The following is a 17126-nucleotide window of genomic DNA, read 5'->3' on the forward strand; positions in this document are numbered from 1 at the left end:
GAAACTCCCGAACCATCTATGTCAACAAACTGAAACAGCCTATAATTTGTTAGGCTGTTTCTCAGTATACATCCCGCCGGGTAAATACTGTAAAAGATACGATTAAAGCAAGCGCCCACCAAACGAGCAGAGTAATGACGGAGGATAATAAAGTCATCCCTTCAATCGGTGGAGCCGTACCGCTGATGTAAGCGGTCAATTTCAAATTCACCATAAAAAAGTATTTCGCTGATTCCCATGATGAAACCATATTGTTCAATATAGCCCCGGAAATTAATGCAGCCAGCATGATGCCCATGCCTGCAGGGGTGCTTCTCACTAAAACCGAAAGCATGAAAGAAAGGGTTCCTACAACAACCGCCACCAGCCAGACAAGTCCCAAATCCATCAATAGGAATTTCCATTGTTCCACTAACCTTACTTGACTGACATCCACGTCAGCCCCATTCAATTCGAATCCGGTTATTACAGGAGCCCCCCATCCTTGATATCCGAAAACGATACCTGATAAAAGGTAAGATAATAAGGCTGTCATCGCGACGATAATCGAAACTGATAATAATAATGTTACATATTTGCTCAATAAGATTTTCCAGCGCTCCACTGGCCTGGTCAACAAAAGCTTGATCGTCCCTTGACTGCTTTCGGAGGAAACCATATCACTAGCCACAATCATGATCAACAGCGGAATGAACAAATCGATTGCATTTTCCAAAAACATGCGTGTAAAGGTGGCTGCGCCTGGTTCTGAGGGATTGATATCATGATCTAGATAATATTGCTGCTGCTTCAGACTAACTTGCAGCTGTTCACGCCACTCATCGAGCATCCTATTCGAGCCCAAACGATTTTGAGTATCAATGATTTGCTGCTGAAGAGCTGAACGCCAATCATCAGTTCCCAACTTCTTCCGCTGCTCTTCCACTTGTTTGTATTGGGCATATGTAAACATCAGAACTAAAATTCCCACGATGATACCGATTATGATTAACCGTTTCTTTGCCAACAACTTCATCATTTCATTTTGAATCAAGTTATTCAATGCCTGCACCTCCGACACCGGTAACTTGCAAAAACAATTCTTCCAATCCCGGGAGCTTTCGATTCATTTCATGCACCCTCACCCCTGCTTGGTTAAGTGCAGCATTCCATTCGGGTGTTCTGAGTTCATCATAGGCTGTAATGATATATTTTTGATCTATGGTAATTTCGGTGAAGCTGCTAAGAATTTCCGCTCCCTTTTGTATAGGTTCCACCCGCCAAAATATCCGCTCCTGCGTGGATAATAAGCTTTCCACCGTATCCGTTTTAATAATTTCCCCCCCTTTAATAATTGCAACCCGGTCACAAAGTTGCTGTATTTCACCTAATAAGTGTGAAGAAACCAGAACGCTCATACCTTCTTCTTCAGCCAACTTTCTGATGAATTGCCGCATTTCACGGATTCCAGCAGGATCTAGACCGTTGGTCGGTTCATCCAAAATCAAGAGCTTAGGGCTGTTCAGCATTGCCTGCGCGATTCCTAAGCGCTGCCTCATACCTAACGAATAAGTCTTCACTTTATCGTGAATTCTCGCTTGCAGACCGACGAGTTCAACAACCTCGATCATTCTTGTTTCATCAACTTCAGGTAACATTCTTGCAAAGTGGAGCAAATTATCCCATCCGCTCAAAAAAGGATACAACTCTGGATTTTCAACGATGCAGCCCATTTGCTTCATAGCCTTCGTAAATTCCTGACGGACATCATATCCGCATATATGGATGGAACCTGAGGATGGCTTAATCAAACCGACCAACATGCGGATCGTCGTCGTCTTGCCTGCTCCGTTCGGTCCTAAAAAGCCGAAAACCTCACCTTCATTCAGCTCAAAATCTATTCCTTTAATAATTTCCCTTTTGCCAATCCTTTTTCTCAAGTCCCTGACAGACAATGTCACCTGTTTCATCGTTTCACACCCTCCCATTTTATTAAAGGAGCAACTCTATCAGCAATTAAACGGTACCCCTTCTTATTAGGGTGAAATTTATCCGAATACAAATAATCATTTACCGACAATTGAAATAAATCAAATGTTGGAACGAAAATTGCATTTTTATAAAGAGCCACAACTTCTGCCGTTTCATTATTCCAGTCACGAACAATGCGGTTCGTATCAAAGTCTTCATCCAAATCTATAAACGGATTATATAGCCCAAGCAATAAAATGGTAGCTGTATCATTGACTTTATTGAATTCTTTAAAAATTTCATCTAAATTTCCCAAGAAATTCTTTTGTGATAAAGATATAGCTTCACGATCATATTCAAGCAGGGTCTGGCCTTTTTGAAATAAATCGTTACCCCCGATTGTAACTAAAATAACATCAGCTGCCTGGATTTGGCGCTTCACTTCCGGTTGTTTCACTTGCTGCACCAATTCTTTAGACACTTGTCCATTAATTCCGAGGTTATGAATGATTGGTTTTCTATTGTACTCGCTCTTCAAATCTTCAACAACAAGTCCAACGTAGCCTTTCCCTGTTTCATCACCTGTGCCGCGTGTCAATGAATCGCCTAATGCCACTACCGTAAAATCATCAGGAAGATCATTTTTAATGGGAGTTTCTTCCATTACTTCTCTATCGGAAGTTCCTTTTCCATAATGGTCAGTAATCGCCCATCCAAGGCAAAATAAAAAAAACAGGCCGATAAGAGCTGATACGATGGTAGCAGCCAACACTTTTGGTTTGCTCAAAACACTCATCCTTCCATTCATTCTCTACCTTCCATTAAATCATATTATTTCCAAAAATAAAAAACTGATTGTTCTGGTTAAAAATTCCAATTAATAAAAGCCTTTCCTTTTTAAAATTACCAGTAAAAAAAGGCTGAAAGGGGTTACAAAGGGGATTCTATCTAAATTTTATAAGAAAGTTGATTGGAGCGAGTGCCCTAGGTTCCTATCAACGGTTAAACATCCTAAAAAAAACTTTTAATCAAGTTTGTATACAGTCTGAGGGATTGGATGAATCCCATTCGCGTTTTCTGCTTGATCATTTAGCAGGCATTCTCTCAAACTTGTTGAGAGACAAGTAAAAAGACCTCTTCACCATGAAAGGTTAAGAGGTCCCTCGATATATTTTTCATCATTTTTCTATTTTACCTATGGGTTTTCCCAATACTTTTAATTTTATATCTAACCTCATGAGCCATATTGTAAGCAGCATCCCGATCAGCGTGAGTAAACCATAAAATAAATAGACAGCATATATTCCAGATTTCTCCAATATTATCCCGCCGCTGAAGGTACTGAACCAGTTACCCAATCCATTGCCAATGGCGGAATAAAGCGTTATTGCAGTTACTGTTATTCGTGCAGGGACAACTTCCCTGATATATTGTAAAGCTGCAGGAATGAATAAGCCAAGTGAAAACCCTTGAATGATCGAAGTCACATATACGGTAGCCAAGCTTGGTTCGGTGAAGTACAAAACCCAGCGAACCAATGAGGCCGTTCCAGCCAATAAGGTAATTGGCAGCAGGCCTATTTTATGAATCCAGGTACCTGCGATTCTCATAAAGGGGATTTCCGATAATACAGCTAAAAGGAAAGCAATGCCAATTCCTGTATATGTCCCTCCCCTTGCCTCTACAAACAAACCATAGTATACATTATTTGCGAGATTAGGACCAAATAGCAGGAACGTTATGGCAAGAAAGATAAGAAACCGTTTCATGGTGATCAATTCTTTCATTCCACCGAAAAGCTTCACCTTTTCACCAGGTGGCTCTTCAGGCAAACGAAGAGCTAGACTAGCCGCAATCAAAAGACCGAAGAAAAAGGCATAAAATATCACTGAAGGACCCATGAAGGATTCAGATAGCCTTCCCATTACAAAAACGGCCACACCGTAACCAAGTGAACCGAATAAACGGATTTTCCCATAATTCGATTTGATTTTTGTTGTATATTGAAGGGTGATGCTATCTGAAACCGGTATTATCGCACTTTGAAAGATAGCCAAAGCGATTGCGACGGATACGATAAGTAAATAGTGCTCGAACAGTAGGTAGCCTAAACCGAATACACCAGCAAGCAACGATGTAATTGCCAGTATTTTTGCTGGTCTCCCGCTCCAATCACAGACAATTCCCCAAAAAGGTTGAAAAACGATCATCACTATCGGTCCAACAGACATGATCGTACCTATTTCAATACCGGACAAACCAGCCTCATTGGCCAAATAAACGCTTAATAGCGGTGTTAAACTTCCCACTGCAAAAAAAGAAAATAAGTAAAATACCTTCAAGCTAATAATATTGACATGCTTTTGTTTATCCAAATCCAGTTCCCCCACGCAGACAGCTTCTTAAAGTTGTTGATTTCAATCATTGCTTCCTATTATGGATATTAAATAGGGAGCACGATATTAAAGACTGTACCTTTATTGACCTCACTCTCGACAAAGACATTTCCCAAATGGCTTTCTATGATTTTAAAGCTGATCATGAGACCTAACCCATTACCAGTTTTTTTCGTTGTGAAGAATGGTTCTCCCAGTCTCTTAAGCTGCTCTGGCGGCATCCCAATTCCTGTGTCGGTAATGGATATATGCACTTTATCCTCTTTAAGTTCAGTCATGACTTTTATGACCCCACCGTCAGGCATAGCCTCCATACCATTTTTAATGAAGTTCAAAATGACTTGTTTTAATCGATTCTCATCACAACGAACGAGGATCTCTTCTTCATTGAAATCCGAAATTAGCGTGATGTTCTTCTTCCTGGCTTCAAAATCCGTCAAAGATACGACGTTTTGAATGATCGGCACAAGATTCTTCGATTCCAATATCAAGGCCTGTGGTTTGGCCAATTGCAAGAACTCTTCAACTATCTCATTCACACGATTGATTTCGTCCATGATTATTTCCAGATATTCCAGTTTATTTTCGTCCGTTTCATCTAATTGCAAAAATTCCGTATACCCTTTCATGGAGGTCAGCGGATTTCGTATTTCATGTGCCACTCCAGCAGCAAGCTGACCGACAGCGGCTAATTTATCCTGCCGATGGAGCATCTCTTCCGATTGTTTACGCTCAGTTATATCATATCTAAGTGCCAGAAACTGAAATGGCTTTCCTTCTTCGCTGAAAAATGGAACAATTGTTGTATCGACCCAATAAAAACTGCCGTCTTTCGCCTTGTTTCTAATTTCACCATGCCAAACTTTCCGTTCATGGACGGTTTTCCACATATGTTCAAAGAATTCCTTTGAATGGTATCCAGAATTAACTATCTTATGTGTATGGCCTAGCAGTTCATCTCTCCCATAACCGGAAACCTCGGAGAACTTATCATTCACTTCGATAATGACTCCTTTATCATCGGTAATCGCCACAATCAAGGATTGGTTGATTGCATATTGCATATCCTCCAGTTCCTTGATTGACCCCTTTAGTGCATTTTCTGCTTTTTTACGACTGGAAATATCTGAACGGATCGAAATATATTGATATGGCTTACCTTTTTTCATAAAGGGAACGATAGTTGTATCCACCCAATAAAAATTACCGTCTTTAGCCCGGTTGCATATTTCACCATGCCATGTTTTCCCTTGGCTGATCGTTAGCCATAGGTCAGCGAAAAATTCTTTTGTATGATAACCAGAATTGATGATGGAATGATTTTTCCCTACTAGTTCATGTTTTTCATATTGTGATATTTCCAGGAATTTTTCGTTAACATATGTAATGATTCCTTTTGCATCCGTGATGGCGACTATCGCCGATTGATCTAAAGCAGAACGGATATCGCTCACAGTATTGTCGCTTTTTGCCAACCGCCGGCCAACTATCGTACTTGAAGCGATCAAGCTGGCAAGGATGAATAATGAAACGAAGCATGTAAGATAAAGCATAAATGGGGTGAGTGGAACAAATTCACCCGTTTCATTTTTCGTGTTCATCGGTAACACTCTTAAAAAAAGATAATAGCCTTCAATGATTGCCCCGCTCATCAAGAGAGTACTGATTGGCTTTAGCGAGGATTGACTTAATTTATTAAAATAAAATAATATTGCAAGTGCTGCTACAAATAAACTAAAGATACTTAAAAGCGTACTGAAGACCGACAATGGACTAAAGTGCAAAGAATGGTTTAAAGAAGATGTTCCCATTATATAATTGGATAAAATGGCCATCGTAAACATGAAGCCGCAAAAAACGATTTGCAACACTTGTGTCTTATACGATATGGCCAATAACCCAACTCCTGCGAGAGCTATCGCCAATGCTAACGAAAAAATTATTGTAGCAATGTTGTATGCTGCCATTCCTGAATTATCAAGGGTGAATATGACCACAAAATTAAGAGTCCAAATAGCCACTCCCATAGAGCAGCTGCTCCCAATATACACCAGGCGTTTATATTTCTCTATCGTCAGTAATGTTGTCAGTAAATCCAACGCCGTATAGCACGCCATTATTATCAAAAGTACTGCAATCATAAAGAGGACAGGATTTGATGCCACTATTGATTGTTCCATTTTTTTACTTGACCACCTCAAACGTTCTATTCTCCTATATTGTAATGGAAATCCATAGTACCTCAAAGGTTTTTTATTTCCTTACTCCTATATATTTACACACTGACTATTTCGGCGCTCCTTATATCTCAAGAAAATGCTGGATTCCATCATAAAATCATAAAAATTAGAAATACTATTGTTTTGTAAGGAGTAGAATAGGATTACATGGTATTGACAAGCATTTTCAACCCTGTTTCATCATTGCAGGACATTATCAATAACAGAAATAATTATTCGAGAATATATTAATCAAGAATGTTAATTTCTTTATTTAATTATACCTATAGGTTTATAATTAAATAGAACCTATATAGAGAGAAGGAGTGGGTGGCATGATTATGTCAGACCTGGCAGGTGCAAGTACAACAGAAATTATGCATAAGAAGACCCAGCATAAAAAATTAACACTGAGACAAGTTTTACAAAGAGGTCTACTAATTACAATCGGTGCGGTTTTGATGGCTGTCGGCCTCGAGATTTTTTTAGTGCCGAATAACGTAATCGACGGGGGCATAACGGGTATATCGATTATGTTATCTTACATTACTGGATGGAAGCTCGGAATCTTTCTATTCATTTTGAATCTTCCTTTCTTTTTTATCGGTTATAAACAAATCGGCAAAACCTTCGCATTATCTACCCTTTATGGAATTTTAGTCCTTTCCATTACCACTACATTGCTTCATCATGTACCAGCTTTCACTCAAGATATCCTCCTAGCGTCCGCTTTCGGCGGAATGATTCTTGGCATTGGTGTTGGAATGGTCATTCGATATGGCGGCTCATTGGATGGTACAGAAATACTTGCCATACTCGCTAGCAAGAAGCTCCCTTTTTCCGTTGGGGAGATCGTCATGTTTTTTAATTTATTCATCCTTGGCAGTGCGGGCTTCGTATTCTCGTGGGATCGTGCCATGTATTCGATCATTGCTTACTTCGTGGCATATAAAACGATGGATATCGTCATCGCAGGTTTGGACGAATCCAAATTTGTTTGGATTATCAGTGATGAATTTAATGATATCGGTGATGCCATAATGAATCGCCTTGGACGGGGCGTAACCTTTTTAGCTGGTGAAGGTGCATATTCTGGTGATGATAAAAAAGTCATCTTTTGTGTAATAAACAGGCTTGAGGAAGCTAAACTTAAAGAGATAGTCAAAAGTTTCGATCCATCTGCATTTCTTGCCGTTGGGGATATCGCGGAAGTTCGAGGCGGTCGATTCAAGAAAAAAGATATCCACTAATCATTCACCTGCTTTTTGCTTGATCCAATTGGCAAAAAGATAAAAAAAGCTGAAGGGAGAATCCCCTTCAGCTTTTTTTATGACCTTAATAGTTTCTTGGATTGTTGATTGCTTGAAGCATTCTGGTGCCGGGTTTCATCTCGCTGCTACATAACGGACAAACGTGTTCATCATTACTTGTAAAGTTATCGCGAATCCAACCTTTGCAATCTTCTGATGTACATTCCCACACCTTTGTTTCTTCAGGAATGATTTCTTCCGTATTATTTCTTCTATACATATATCTCACTCCTTAGAATTGAATTGACTCCGTCCTGCATAACAGATCACAAGCCATAAAGATAAAAGAAGAATAGATGGCGTTTAATCTAAATTGTGAGTAAATACCCATTCGCAAATCTAAGTATGATCATTGTTCTTTCAACCAAACTTTTTGAATGGTAAGAACTTGAGATTACGACATGAATTTTTCATATCTCATATCCATTATAACATATATATGCTTTATATATTTGAGGAAAGATTCTAAAAAAGAAAGTAGTCCCCAAAATGAAACACAGTCCCTGACTTACCCTTCAAGATAATCGAGACTGCGCTGTTTAAGAATCCATTTCATATGGTTCTTCCTGCTCGTTCGATGGAACATCGAGCATGAGAGTAATTTTTAATGCCAAAACCTAAAACAATGAAAGCCCTGCCTCTCTCCCATCCATACGGTTCCTAGACCGTGCCTGCGAGAATCAGATAAAAGCTTGTAAGTACATGTTTATTAATTAAAACCGTCCGTAATTCCAATTGGGTAGATTAAATTCCAAAAGACAAATGGTACATAGAAGTAAGTTAATGAAGAACAGAAATGGATCGAGGAAAATACTTGGTGATTACATGTATTTCTTTTTTCTAGATATGTTTAACTTGATTCTACTTCATCATGAAAATGATGAAAAATTATTTTATTAATAAAAATGTTACTTTAAATTACCCTCCAGTGCTTTCTTTTCATAACACTGAAATTTAATGATACCACACATATTTTTATATGTAAAGCATTAATCCAGAATAAAACCACTCCGCCCTACTTCATTTTAAAATAAAAAATAAAGAGGCTAAGATTCACCTCTTTTATTTAAACGCATTATATTCATTTTCAATTTTAGGAAGTTCCCTGACTTCCTCAACTAATTGACTTCCACACATTGGGCAATCATAGTTTTCCGAGGCAAAATCTTTTCTCATCCAACCATTACAATCTGCTGATCCGCACGCATATACTATCGTATCTTCCATAACGATTTCTGGTTCCTCTGAATTCTTTTTACCAAAATACATGAGCAACCTCCTCTTTTTTATATAAAGAATCTGATTAAAGGCGCGAAATTTCACCTTTTTATCATTCCTAGTATACGCATTAAACCATATTCTTATTTATTCAATGAAGAAATTATCCAAAAAACCTTAACACCTTTCGTTTTCCAGTCCTGCTTTAACCAAGATTGCCTTAATCATAAAGTAGGAAATATGCTCAGGCAGGGCTTCTTTTAATGGTTTCAATTTGTCAGAATCCAATTGTTTCGCAGTTTTCAAAACAAGATTAAAATCTTTCTCCAAGAAAATCTCATCCCATTTGATATCCAAGTGTTCTTCTGCACACTTTAATAAATGATTTTCAATTGAAATGGCAGACAATCCTCTCAATGTCCCTATTTCCTTGATTGATTTACCTTCCTGATATAAGCGATAGCTTTCTAAGTGAGATGGTTTAGTTGCTCTCTTTACCGTTTCCTTTGTAACCATAGTATTCGTTTCTAATTCAGGATGTGCCTGTACATACTCGGAAATCACTTGTAAAAACGCAGCTCCGAAGCGTTCGAATTTCTGCACCCCCACCCCTTTCACTTCCAGGAATTCCTCTTCCGTCCTCGGCAGTTTGACGGCCATATCTTTCAGGGATGCATCGGAAAAAATAATGAATGGAGGTACATTTTCCGTACTTGCCAATTCTTTTCTTAACTGCCTCAACTCTTCAAACAGCCCATGATCAGCACTGATGCTGCTTACTTTTTTTATTTCCTTACGCAGTACTTTTTTCTGTCCCAAAAGCACTTCCCTGCCAGCATTGGTAACTTTAAGAACCGGAAACTGTCCGCCCGTCATTTCGATATACTGTTTTGCTGTCAGGAAATCAATGAAATCACCTACATCCTTCGCTGATTGATCATTGATGATTCCATAAGTTGAGAGCTTCTGGAATCCGAACTCTTCAATTTTCTTATTGCGTGATCCCGTAAGAACTTGGGAAATCATCGTTTTACCGAATCGCTCACCCATTCTCAACATGCATGAAAGGACCATCTGTGCCTGTATAGTTACTTCAACAGAGTCACGTTTATCTGTACAATTTTCGCAATGACCGCAATCTTCAGGGTTTTCTTCTCCAAAGTATCGCAGAATGAAGGCTTGCAAACACCCTTCGGTAAAACAATAATCCTTCATTCTGTTCAATTTCTTCAATTCCTGGGCTTGCCACTCCTGCGAGGGATTTGATTGATCAATCAAGAAACGCTGTATCTGCATATCTTGAGGGGAATATAAAAGGATACATTCACTATCCAAACCATCCCTCCCTGCACGGCCCGCTTCCTGGTAATAACTCTCCATGTTCTTTGGAGTCTGGTAATGGATGACGTATCTAACATTCGATTTATCGATACCCATACCAAAGGCAGATGTCGCTACCATCAAGGGTATGTCATCACGAATGAATTGATCTTGCTGTTCCGAACGGTCTTTTTCATTCATTCCAGCATGGTATCGACCTGTTTTGAATCCAGCTTTTATAAGCTTCGCATACAAGGAATCGACTTCTTTCCTAGTGGCTGCATAGATGATACCCGATTCATTTTTGTTTTTCTCTAAATAGCGCATTAAAAACCGGCCGCGATTTTCTTCTTTCACTACGGAAAAGAACAGGTTATCTCTGGAAAATCCCGTTGATATTGTATGCTGCTCTGTTATTCCGAGCGACTGACATATATCTTCCGTCACATGCGGTGTGGCTGTTGCGGTTAATGCCAGTACTGTCGGAGCTGATGGCATGTTTTTCAATAAGGTTTTGATTTTTAAATAGCTTGGTCTGAAGTCATGACCCCATTGAGATATACAGTGGGCCTCATCGATGGCTACCAATGAAATATCCACATTAAATAAATCCTGTTGAAATGCAGGATTTTCCAATCGTTCCGGCGCCAAATAAACCAACTTATATCTACCGTGTTTAATATCGTTCATTCTATTGGATGATTCCAACCCAGAAATGGAGCTATTAAGAAACGTGGCATCAATCCCAGTTTGTTCGAGGGCATCTACTTGATCCTTCATCAAGGAAATTAGTGGGGATATAACGAGTGTTACACCTGGTAACAGAAGGGCTGGAATTTGGTAACATATTGATTTACCTCCGCCGGTAGGCATGATTCCCGCCGTGTTTATTCCTCCCAATACCTGTTCGATAATCTGTTCCTGACCTTTTCGGAATGACTCATAACCAAAGTATTCTTGTAAATATTCACGTGCTTTTTCCATCAATTCACTATTCCTCCTATTTACCTTCTAAGGATTTATAAGGATCTACTTCTTCCATTGTACCTGCTTTTCCCGACAACCTAAAGGACAAAAAAAGCAGACACATTATGCCTGTGTCTGCTTTTTAAATATATAAACATGTTTTGCATGGTTAAATTAATTCAGGATTTGCACTTTAACGTTTTTAACGCCCCAATTCACGGCATCCTGTTGGTTTGGAACAAATATGTCCACTCTATTCCCTTTGATGGCACCGCCTGTATCGGCTGCCGTTGCGTAGCCATAACCTTCAACATAAACCTTTGATCCTAGTGGAATGACTGAAGGGTCCACGGCAATTACCTTTGCATCAGGATTAGCTTTCAAGTCCACTCCTGTGGCTGTTGTTCCGCTGCAGCCTTGACAATCAGCCGTATAGGCTGTTGCACTAACAGTAATCTCTTTTCCAGCTTCTGCTTGATCTTGGGATTCATTGTTTGTGTCTGCTGGTTCCGATTGTTCAACCGGCTTCGTTTGTTCTGCTGGCTTGGATTGTTCTGCTGGCTTGGATTGTTCTGCTGGTGCAGCTTGCTCTGCTTGTGGAGCTTGCTCTGATTTCTGTGCAGGCTCTACACTTGCAGCTTCGACTTTGTTAGCTGCTGGTTTAATGACCAGCTCTTGATCAGGATGGATTGTATCTGAATTTAAACCGTTCCAAGATTTAATATCATTTACCGCTACATCATATTTGTGTGCAATTCCCGATAATGTGTCCCCTGACTTTACTTTATAATGCTTTTCTTGAGAAATATGTATGGTTTCTCCGGCATAAATAGCGTCAGAAGACAAATCGTTCCAAGACTTAATATCTTCTATTGATACTTTATATGTTTGAGATATCCCCCATAATGTGTCTCCATCTTTCACTTTGACATCCTCTGCTTGTACCGGAATTGTAAATGCACCGGATATTGCAGCGGCTGCCGCTAACGATAAGATTGATTTTTTCATATGTTGTTACCTCCTTGTGAGCTGCTTTATAAGCTACGAGTTAAATCTTAACATAGTTTTTTTCTATACAAAGAACAAACAGATAAAGAATAGATGACAAACATCACAGTAAGATAACGGGACTATAACAAGATTTTATAATATTCTGAAAAAACATCATTTTCCAGATAATTTCCTTTCCAGACCAGGGAAGTCATATTATGCATTACCCAGGCATAAAAATTTAAAGGCTATATCTTTACAAAGGAGGTATTTTTTTGACTCGCGAAAAGACTTTTACCTTAGTTAAGTCATATAAACCTTTCCATAGTAAATTCGATCCGTGCCCGCCTATTGGGAGAAAGTACTACAGGACACCTCCTAATTTGTATATTAATTTCCAACCGCCGAATTTGGAACAGTTCACACCGGAGGAAGCTTTGAAATACGGTACACTTTGGAAATTCTTTTATGATTTTTATGATAATCCATATCGTGAAAGGGAGACATAAATGAATAAGAAACTGGATGATGAATATTATCAGTTGCTTGAACAAATACAGGCTGCCGATTTCGTACTTGTCGAGTTGACTCTTTATTTGGATACACATCCTAACGATCAGCAAGCATTACAGCAATTCAATCAATTTCATGAATACTCCAAACAATTGAAATCAGTTTTTGAGCCTAAATATGGTCCATTATTGGGTTTTGGAAACAGTCCAGGCGGTGAAAATAAATGGGAATGGGGCCAAGGCCCTTGGCCATGGCAGGTATAAGGAGAGATATCTATGTGGGTTTATGAAAAGAAGCTGCAATATCCAGTTAAAGTAAGAGACTGTAATCCTCAATTGGCAAAATATTTAATAGAACAATACGGGGGTGCTGATGGCGAGTTGGCTGCAGCACTCCGATACTTAAATCAACGATATACAATTCCTGATAAAGTGATTGGCCTGCTTACGGATATCGGAACGGAAGAATTTGCCCATCTCGAAATGATCGCCACGATGATTTATAAGCTTACAAAAGACGCCACCCCTCAGCAGATGGCTGCAGCTGGTCTAGGTGACCATTATGCCAATCATGATAGTGCCCTTTTTTATCATGACGCAGCAGGAAATCCATTTACTGCCACATATATCCAAGCCAAAGGCGACCCCATTGCAGATTTATATGAAGACATCGCCGCTGAAGAGAAGGCCAGAGCAACCTACCAATGGTTGATCGATATCTCGGATGATCCTGATATCAATGATTCACTCAGGTTTTTGCGTGAGAGGGAAATTATCCATTCGATGAGGTTCAGAGAAGCTGTGGAGATTTTAAAAGAAGAAAAAGGTAAAAAGAAGTTTTTTTAATGAAATTCACATAAAAAAAGCAGCGGAGAAAATCCGCTGCCTTTTTCATTTACGGTCTGAAGAATATGTCCAACCATCTTCCTGATAAATCTTTTCTTCTTTCATCAGTTTACCGAGAGCACGCTTGAACGCTCCCTTGCTTAAACCGAAGTGAAACTTGATATCATCAGGTGGCGTTTTGTCGCCATAAGGCATTGCACCGCCGCGATTCATTAAATAAGTGAAAATGACATCAGCATCTCCCCCCATTAAATCTTGTTTAAAGGGGATTAAAGAAACGTTAAGCGTTCCATCTTCTTTACTATCAATGACGCGCCCTTCAACTAATTCACCAAGACGGGGCTCTTCATTGCGTTCACTTTCGTGAATGAAACAGCGGTATCCTTCTTGTGAAATAAAGAAAGACCCAACCATAAGCAAACGATAGACATTTCCCTTAATACTGGTGTTTCGTACTCCTTTTAAAGGAGCTGGCACTGCAATCTCCTGAATTACATCTTCCGTTGCAAGTTTACCAAACAGGCGGTCATTACGATCTGTCTTCAGGGATACATATAGACGATCACCAACCTCGGGCCATAATCGATCTATATTCGGAAGGTCGTCCAGTGATACAAGAATATCTTTGGAAAGACCGATGTCAACAAAAACACCCAGTTTCCTTTTCACATTGACAACTTCCGCCCAGCCATACTGATCAATCTGGATTTCGGGTATCTTCATTGTCGCTGTTAGCCTTGCTTGTTTGTCATGGTAGATGAACACAGTTACTTCATCGCCAATCTCAAGTTCCGTTCCTTCATTCATTTCATTATGATGAAGTAAGACATCTTCTGAACCATCTGTTAAAAACCATCCGAAATCAGCCTTACGTTCCACTTCTAACTCTACAGCCATGCCGGCCTGAATTTTTTGCATGTATAAAAATCCTCCTGTAACTTACCTTTACCTACAATTGTACCCAATTATTTATATTTCCAACATATTTGAATTTATCATTTTTTTGTTGTTCTGTATACCTATTACGGTTTTTTATTTTTTAACACTTGCTTTCTTCATGGAATGCCTGCGGAACCAGAATATGCCCTTGTTTACCGTTACTTAATAAAGTATGCATGATCACTTTGGATAATTGGCTCGGTTTATACGGTTTAACTAAATAATCCTTTGCTCCCAATGACATTCCCTTCTCCCTTTCGGCAAGTATGGTCGATACAAAAACGGGAATCTCATTCAAGTCTGCGGAACCTTTTAATTCCCTCAAGTTCGTCCAGCCGTCCAGCTCTCCCTCTTCAAGAAGGATATTTAGTACAATGGCATCAGGAGGTGAGCTTTTTAGCTGATTAAGTCCGAACTGCTGATATTGCTTTTAATGAATTGTGCAAACTCAACCAGTACAAGATCCCCCACCGAGTGTCCGTATTGATCATTCACCCTTTTAAAGTGTTCAAGATCAATGATGCTTATCGTAAAATGACGCCCTGACCGCTTCAGTGTATCTTCAAGAAATCTTCTATTATATACCTGTGTCAGCTCATCAATAAGGACCGATTGATCAAAGATTTTCTTCCGCTGTATATGCCTTACTATCTTTACAATAAACTCATCGATATCAATCGGCTTACCAATAAAATCATCCGCACCCATCCTGAATGCTTTTATCCGGGTATGTTTATCGTTCTGAATACTGTTCATGATCTTCGGTATGACATATTTTTCGTTATTAAGATGAATCTCCTGAAAATTTGAAAACCATCCTTTGCAGGCAACTGAATATCAAGAATAAGGCAATCCGGCTGCATTTCAGAATATTGATTTGACGCTTTGACGGGGCCGGCATTCATTATGACCATCCACCCCTTATCCTCCAATAAATCTTTCAATAAAATCAACATAGATAATTACCATCTTGCACAATTTATTTAGGATTTGTCATAAAGTTTACTTATTTACTTAACTAATCTTCTAAACCCGCGATTTCAAACTCTGGTATTTCGGTGATATAATTTAAGGATCAACTGAAAGGAAAATGAAATCATACATGACAAAAAAATTGTATTACACGTCCACCAAGACTTCCCAATGGGATACCAAAATTCGGGAGACCATTGAAGAAAATGGCTTTTACTATATCACTCTTGAAGAAACCGCTTTTTATCCCGAAGGGGGCGGTCAGCCTGCAGATACTGGTAAAATAGAAGGAATCACCGTTTTTGACGTTATAAAAGACAATGATGGAAAGATTCTTCATAAGGTGGAGAGACGGCCAGATTCAGAGATCGTTCACTGTGAACTTGATTGGTCCCGCCGCTTTGATCATATGCAACAGCATAGCGGCCAGCATTTACTCTCTGCCGTCTGCAGGGAACTGTTCGACTCTAATACAGTCAGCTTTCACCTTGGGAAGGAATATATAACGATCGATATAATGACAGGATTCCAATGGACTGAAGTACATACGGCTGCTGCTGAAAAGCTAGTTAATCAATATATTATCGAGAATCGCGAAATACTTATCTATTACGTGACAAACGAGCAATTACAGACACTTCCTGTCGTCAAAATGCCTAAAGTTTCAGAGAATATCCGTATAGTTGAGATAGAAGGGATTGAATATAACCCTTGCGGCGGAACCCATGTAGGGCGTACTGGTGAGATTGGCTTAATAAAAATTTTCAAAGCTGAGAAGCAGAAAGAACATACCCGTCTCTATTTTAAGTGCGGCAACAGGGCATTGAACGATTATTCCGAAAGCCTAGGAATTCTTTCAGCATTATCGAATAAGTTCAATACCGGACGTACAGAGATACTGAATAGGGTGGAAAAATTGGAAAATGACTATAAGCAGCTGCTATCGGCAAACGAAAACTTAAAACTTGAAAATGCAAATTTTCTTGCTGACTCCCTGCTTGCAGAAAATGGAGGAGGATTCATCTCTCATATTTTCGAAGATAGCTCAATGAAAGAACTGCTTTACCTTGCAAGTACGATTGTAAAAAAGGAAAAGGTTACCGTATTATTAGCATCACGTAAGGAGCAAAAGGTCATCCTTTCACACAGTGGGGACATCCCCTTTCATTGCGGACAATATTTTAAAGCTGAACTCAGTTCGTATAATGGGAAAGGCGGAGGGAACGAACAGACTGCACAAGCAGGTTTTACATCACAAAATGACTTAATCGCATTTTTCCAATACACAGTTAAAAATTTAGGCCATAATCCTGGTGAATAAAACCGTTCCGTAATGATGGCATACGTGGTGAACACGGAAATCATGACTTCTCGGATTGAGAATAGAAAGGACAAATTAATTCCTCTCTCTTGTAGACAAAAGGGCTTCCATCTGAATTATTAAACAAAGTTGATTAGAACGGAAGGTACGAGACTCCTGCAGGAAAA

General features: G+C 39.3%; 18 protein-coding genes. 5 read left to right on the forward strand and 13 right to left on the reverse strand.

Features of this window, described 5'->3' with window-relative positions; all coding sequences use genetic code 11:
- Nucleotides 1-61 precede the first annotated feature (61 nt).
- The 5 genes from ACWF5P_RS18570 to ACWF5P_RS18590 all read right to left on the reverse strand — a co-directional run bounded on the left by ACWF5P_RS18570 (nucleotide 62) and on the right by ACWF5P_RS18590 (nucleotide 6526).
- Nucleotides 62-1042 (reverse strand): ABC transporter permease, encoded by a 981-nt coding sequence (locus ACWF5P_RS18570; protein ID WP_402937343.1) that lies wholly within the window; start codon nucleotides 1040-1042, stop codon nucleotides 62-64.
- On the reverse strand, nucleotides 1035-1949 hold the full coding sequence (locus tag ACWF5P_RS18575) for an ABC transporter ATP-binding protein (protein ID WP_230175807.1): 915 nt from the start codon (nucleotides 1947-1949) through the stop codon (nucleotides 1035-1037). The genes ACWF5P_RS18570 and ACWF5P_RS18575 overlap by 8 nt, the downstream gene beginning before the upstream one ends.
- Nucleotides 1946-2737: an SGNH/GDSL hydrolase family protein gene (locus ACWF5P_RS18580; RefSeq protein ID WP_434167097.1), complete on the reverse strand. Its 792-nt coding sequence runs from the start codon at nucleotides 2735-2737 to the stop codon at nucleotides 1946-1948. The genes ACWF5P_RS18575 and ACWF5P_RS18580 overlap by 4 nt, the downstream gene beginning before the upstream one ends.
- 391 nt (nucleotides 2738-3128) lie before the next feature.
- The gene (locus ACWF5P_RS18585) at nucleotides 3129-4325 is read right to left on the reverse strand and encodes an MFS transporter (protein WP_434167098.1); all 1197 of its coding nucleotides are present in this window, start codon (nucleotides 4323-4325) and stop codon (nucleotides 3129-3131) included.
- Between the two features lie 68 nt (nucleotides 4326-4393).
- Nucleotides 4394-6526 carry a PAS domain S-box protein gene (locus tag ACWF5P_RS18590; protein ID WP_434167099.1) on the reverse strand — a complete coding sequence of 711 codons (2133 nt, stop codon included), beginning with the start codon at nucleotides 6524-6526 and terminating at the stop codon, nucleotides 4394-4396.
- Between the two features lie 416 nt (nucleotides 6527-6942).
- Between ACWF5P_RS18590 and ACWF5P_RS18595 the strand changes: the two genes are divergently transcribed.
- Complete coding sequence (locus ACWF5P_RS18595; RefSeq protein ID WP_397315077.1) at nucleotides 6943-7815, forward strand: YitT family protein; 873 nt, start codon at nucleotides 6943-6945, stop codon at nucleotides 7813-7815.
- A gap of 85 nt (nucleotides 7816-7900) precedes the next feature.
- Here ACWF5P_RS18595 and ACWF5P_RS18600 read toward each other — a convergent pair whose 3' ends face one another.
- The 4 genes from ACWF5P_RS18600 to ACWF5P_RS18615 form a co-directional block, all read right to left on the reverse strand.
- Complete coding sequence (locus ACWF5P_RS18600; RefSeq protein ID WP_034307294.1) at nucleotides 7901-8095, reverse strand: cold-shock protein; 195 nt, start codon at nucleotides 8093-8095, stop codon at nucleotides 7901-7903.
- 842 nt (nucleotides 8096-8937) lie between these two features.
- Nucleotides 8938-9144: a cold-inducible protein YdjO-related protein gene (locus tag ACWF5P_RS18605; protein WP_061463486.1), complete on the reverse strand. Its 207-nt coding sequence runs from the start codon at nucleotides 9142-9144 to the stop codon at nucleotides 8938-8940.
- 126 nt (nucleotides 9145-9270) lie between these two features.
- Entirely contained in the window at nucleotides 9271-11397 is a 2127-nt protein-coding gene (gene recQ / locus ACWF5P_RS18610) for a DNA helicase RecQ (protein WP_452445169.1), read from the reverse strand.
- Between the two features lie 156 nt (nucleotides 11398-11553).
- The gene (locus ACWF5P_RS18615; protein WP_434167100.1) at nucleotides 11554-12387 is read right to left on the reverse strand and encodes a LysM peptidoglycan-binding domain-containing protein; all 834 of its coding nucleotides are present in this window, start codon (nucleotides 12385-12387) and stop codon (nucleotides 11554-11556) included.
- A 257-nt stretch (nucleotides 12388-12644) separates the two neighbouring features.
- On the opposite strand from ACWF5P_RS18615, the gene ACWF5P_RS18620 reads away from it, so the two are divergent.
- The 3 genes from ACWF5P_RS18620 to cotJC are packed head-to-tail and all read left to right on the forward strand — an operon-like array spanning nucleotide 12645 to nucleotide 13727.
- Nucleotides 12645-12878, forward strand: a complete 234-nt coding sequence (locus ACWF5P_RS18620; RefSeq protein ID WP_063234475.1) for a spore coat associated protein CotJA — start codon at nucleotides 12645-12647, stop codon at nucleotides 12876-12878.
- Complete coding sequence (locus ACWF5P_RS18625; RefSeq protein ID WP_063234474.1) at nucleotides 12879-13145, forward strand: spore coat protein CotJB; 267 nt, start codon at nucleotides 12879-12881, stop codon at nucleotides 13143-13145. It begins immediately after the preceding gene.
- A 12-nt stretch (nucleotides 13146-13157) separates the two neighbouring features.
- Complete coding sequence (gene cotJC, locus ACWF5P_RS18630; RefSeq protein WP_101225121.1) at nucleotides 13158-13727, forward strand: spore coat protein CotJC; 570 nt, start codon at nucleotides 13158-13160, stop codon at nucleotides 13725-13727.
- Between the two features lie 45 nt (nucleotides 13728-13772).
- Here the strand turns inward: cotJC and ACWF5P_RS18635 are convergent, their stop codons facing one another.
- The 4 genes from ACWF5P_RS18635 to ACWF5P_RS18650 all read right to left on the reverse strand — a co-directional run bounded on the left by ACWF5P_RS18635 (nucleotide 13773) and on the right by ACWF5P_RS18650 (nucleotide 15622).
- A complete protein-coding gene (locus ACWF5P_RS18635; RefSeq protein ID WP_452445147.1) occupies nucleotides 13773-14645 on the reverse strand; it encodes a CvfB family protein in 873 nt (290 codons plus the stop codon).
- A gap of 121 nt (nucleotides 14646-14766) precedes the next feature.
- Entirely contained in the window at nucleotides 14767-15042 is a 276-nt protein-coding gene (locus tag ACWF5P_RS18640; protein ID WP_452445170.1) for a hypothetical protein, read from the reverse strand.
- A 20-nt stretch (nucleotides 15043-15062) separates the two neighbouring features.
- Nucleotides 15063-15422: a diguanylate cyclase gene (locus tag ACWF5P_RS18645; protein ID WP_452445148.1), complete on the reverse strand. Its 360-nt coding sequence runs from the start codon at nucleotides 15420-15422 to the stop codon at nucleotides 15063-15065.
- Nucleotides 15419-15622 carry a response regulator gene (locus ACWF5P_RS18650; protein ID WP_452445149.1) on the reverse strand — a complete coding sequence of 68 codons (204 nt, stop codon included), beginning with the start codon at nucleotides 15620-15622 and terminating at the stop codon, nucleotides 15419-15421. The genes ACWF5P_RS18645 and ACWF5P_RS18650 overlap by 4 nt, the downstream gene beginning before the upstream one ends.
- A 146-nt stretch (nucleotides 15623-15768) precedes the next feature.
- On the opposite strand from ACWF5P_RS18650, the gene ACWF5P_RS18655 reads away from it, so the two are divergent.
- Nucleotides 15769-16959 carry an alanyl-tRNA editing protein gene (locus tag ACWF5P_RS18655; RefSeq protein ID WP_452445150.1) on the forward strand — a complete coding sequence of 397 codons (1191 nt, stop codon included), beginning with the start codon at nucleotides 15769-15771 and terminating at the stop codon, nucleotides 16957-16959.
- The last annotated feature ends 167 nt before the right edge of the window (nucleotides 16960-17126 follow it).

Source organism: Peribacillus sp. NPDC055009, assembly GCF_053608705.1.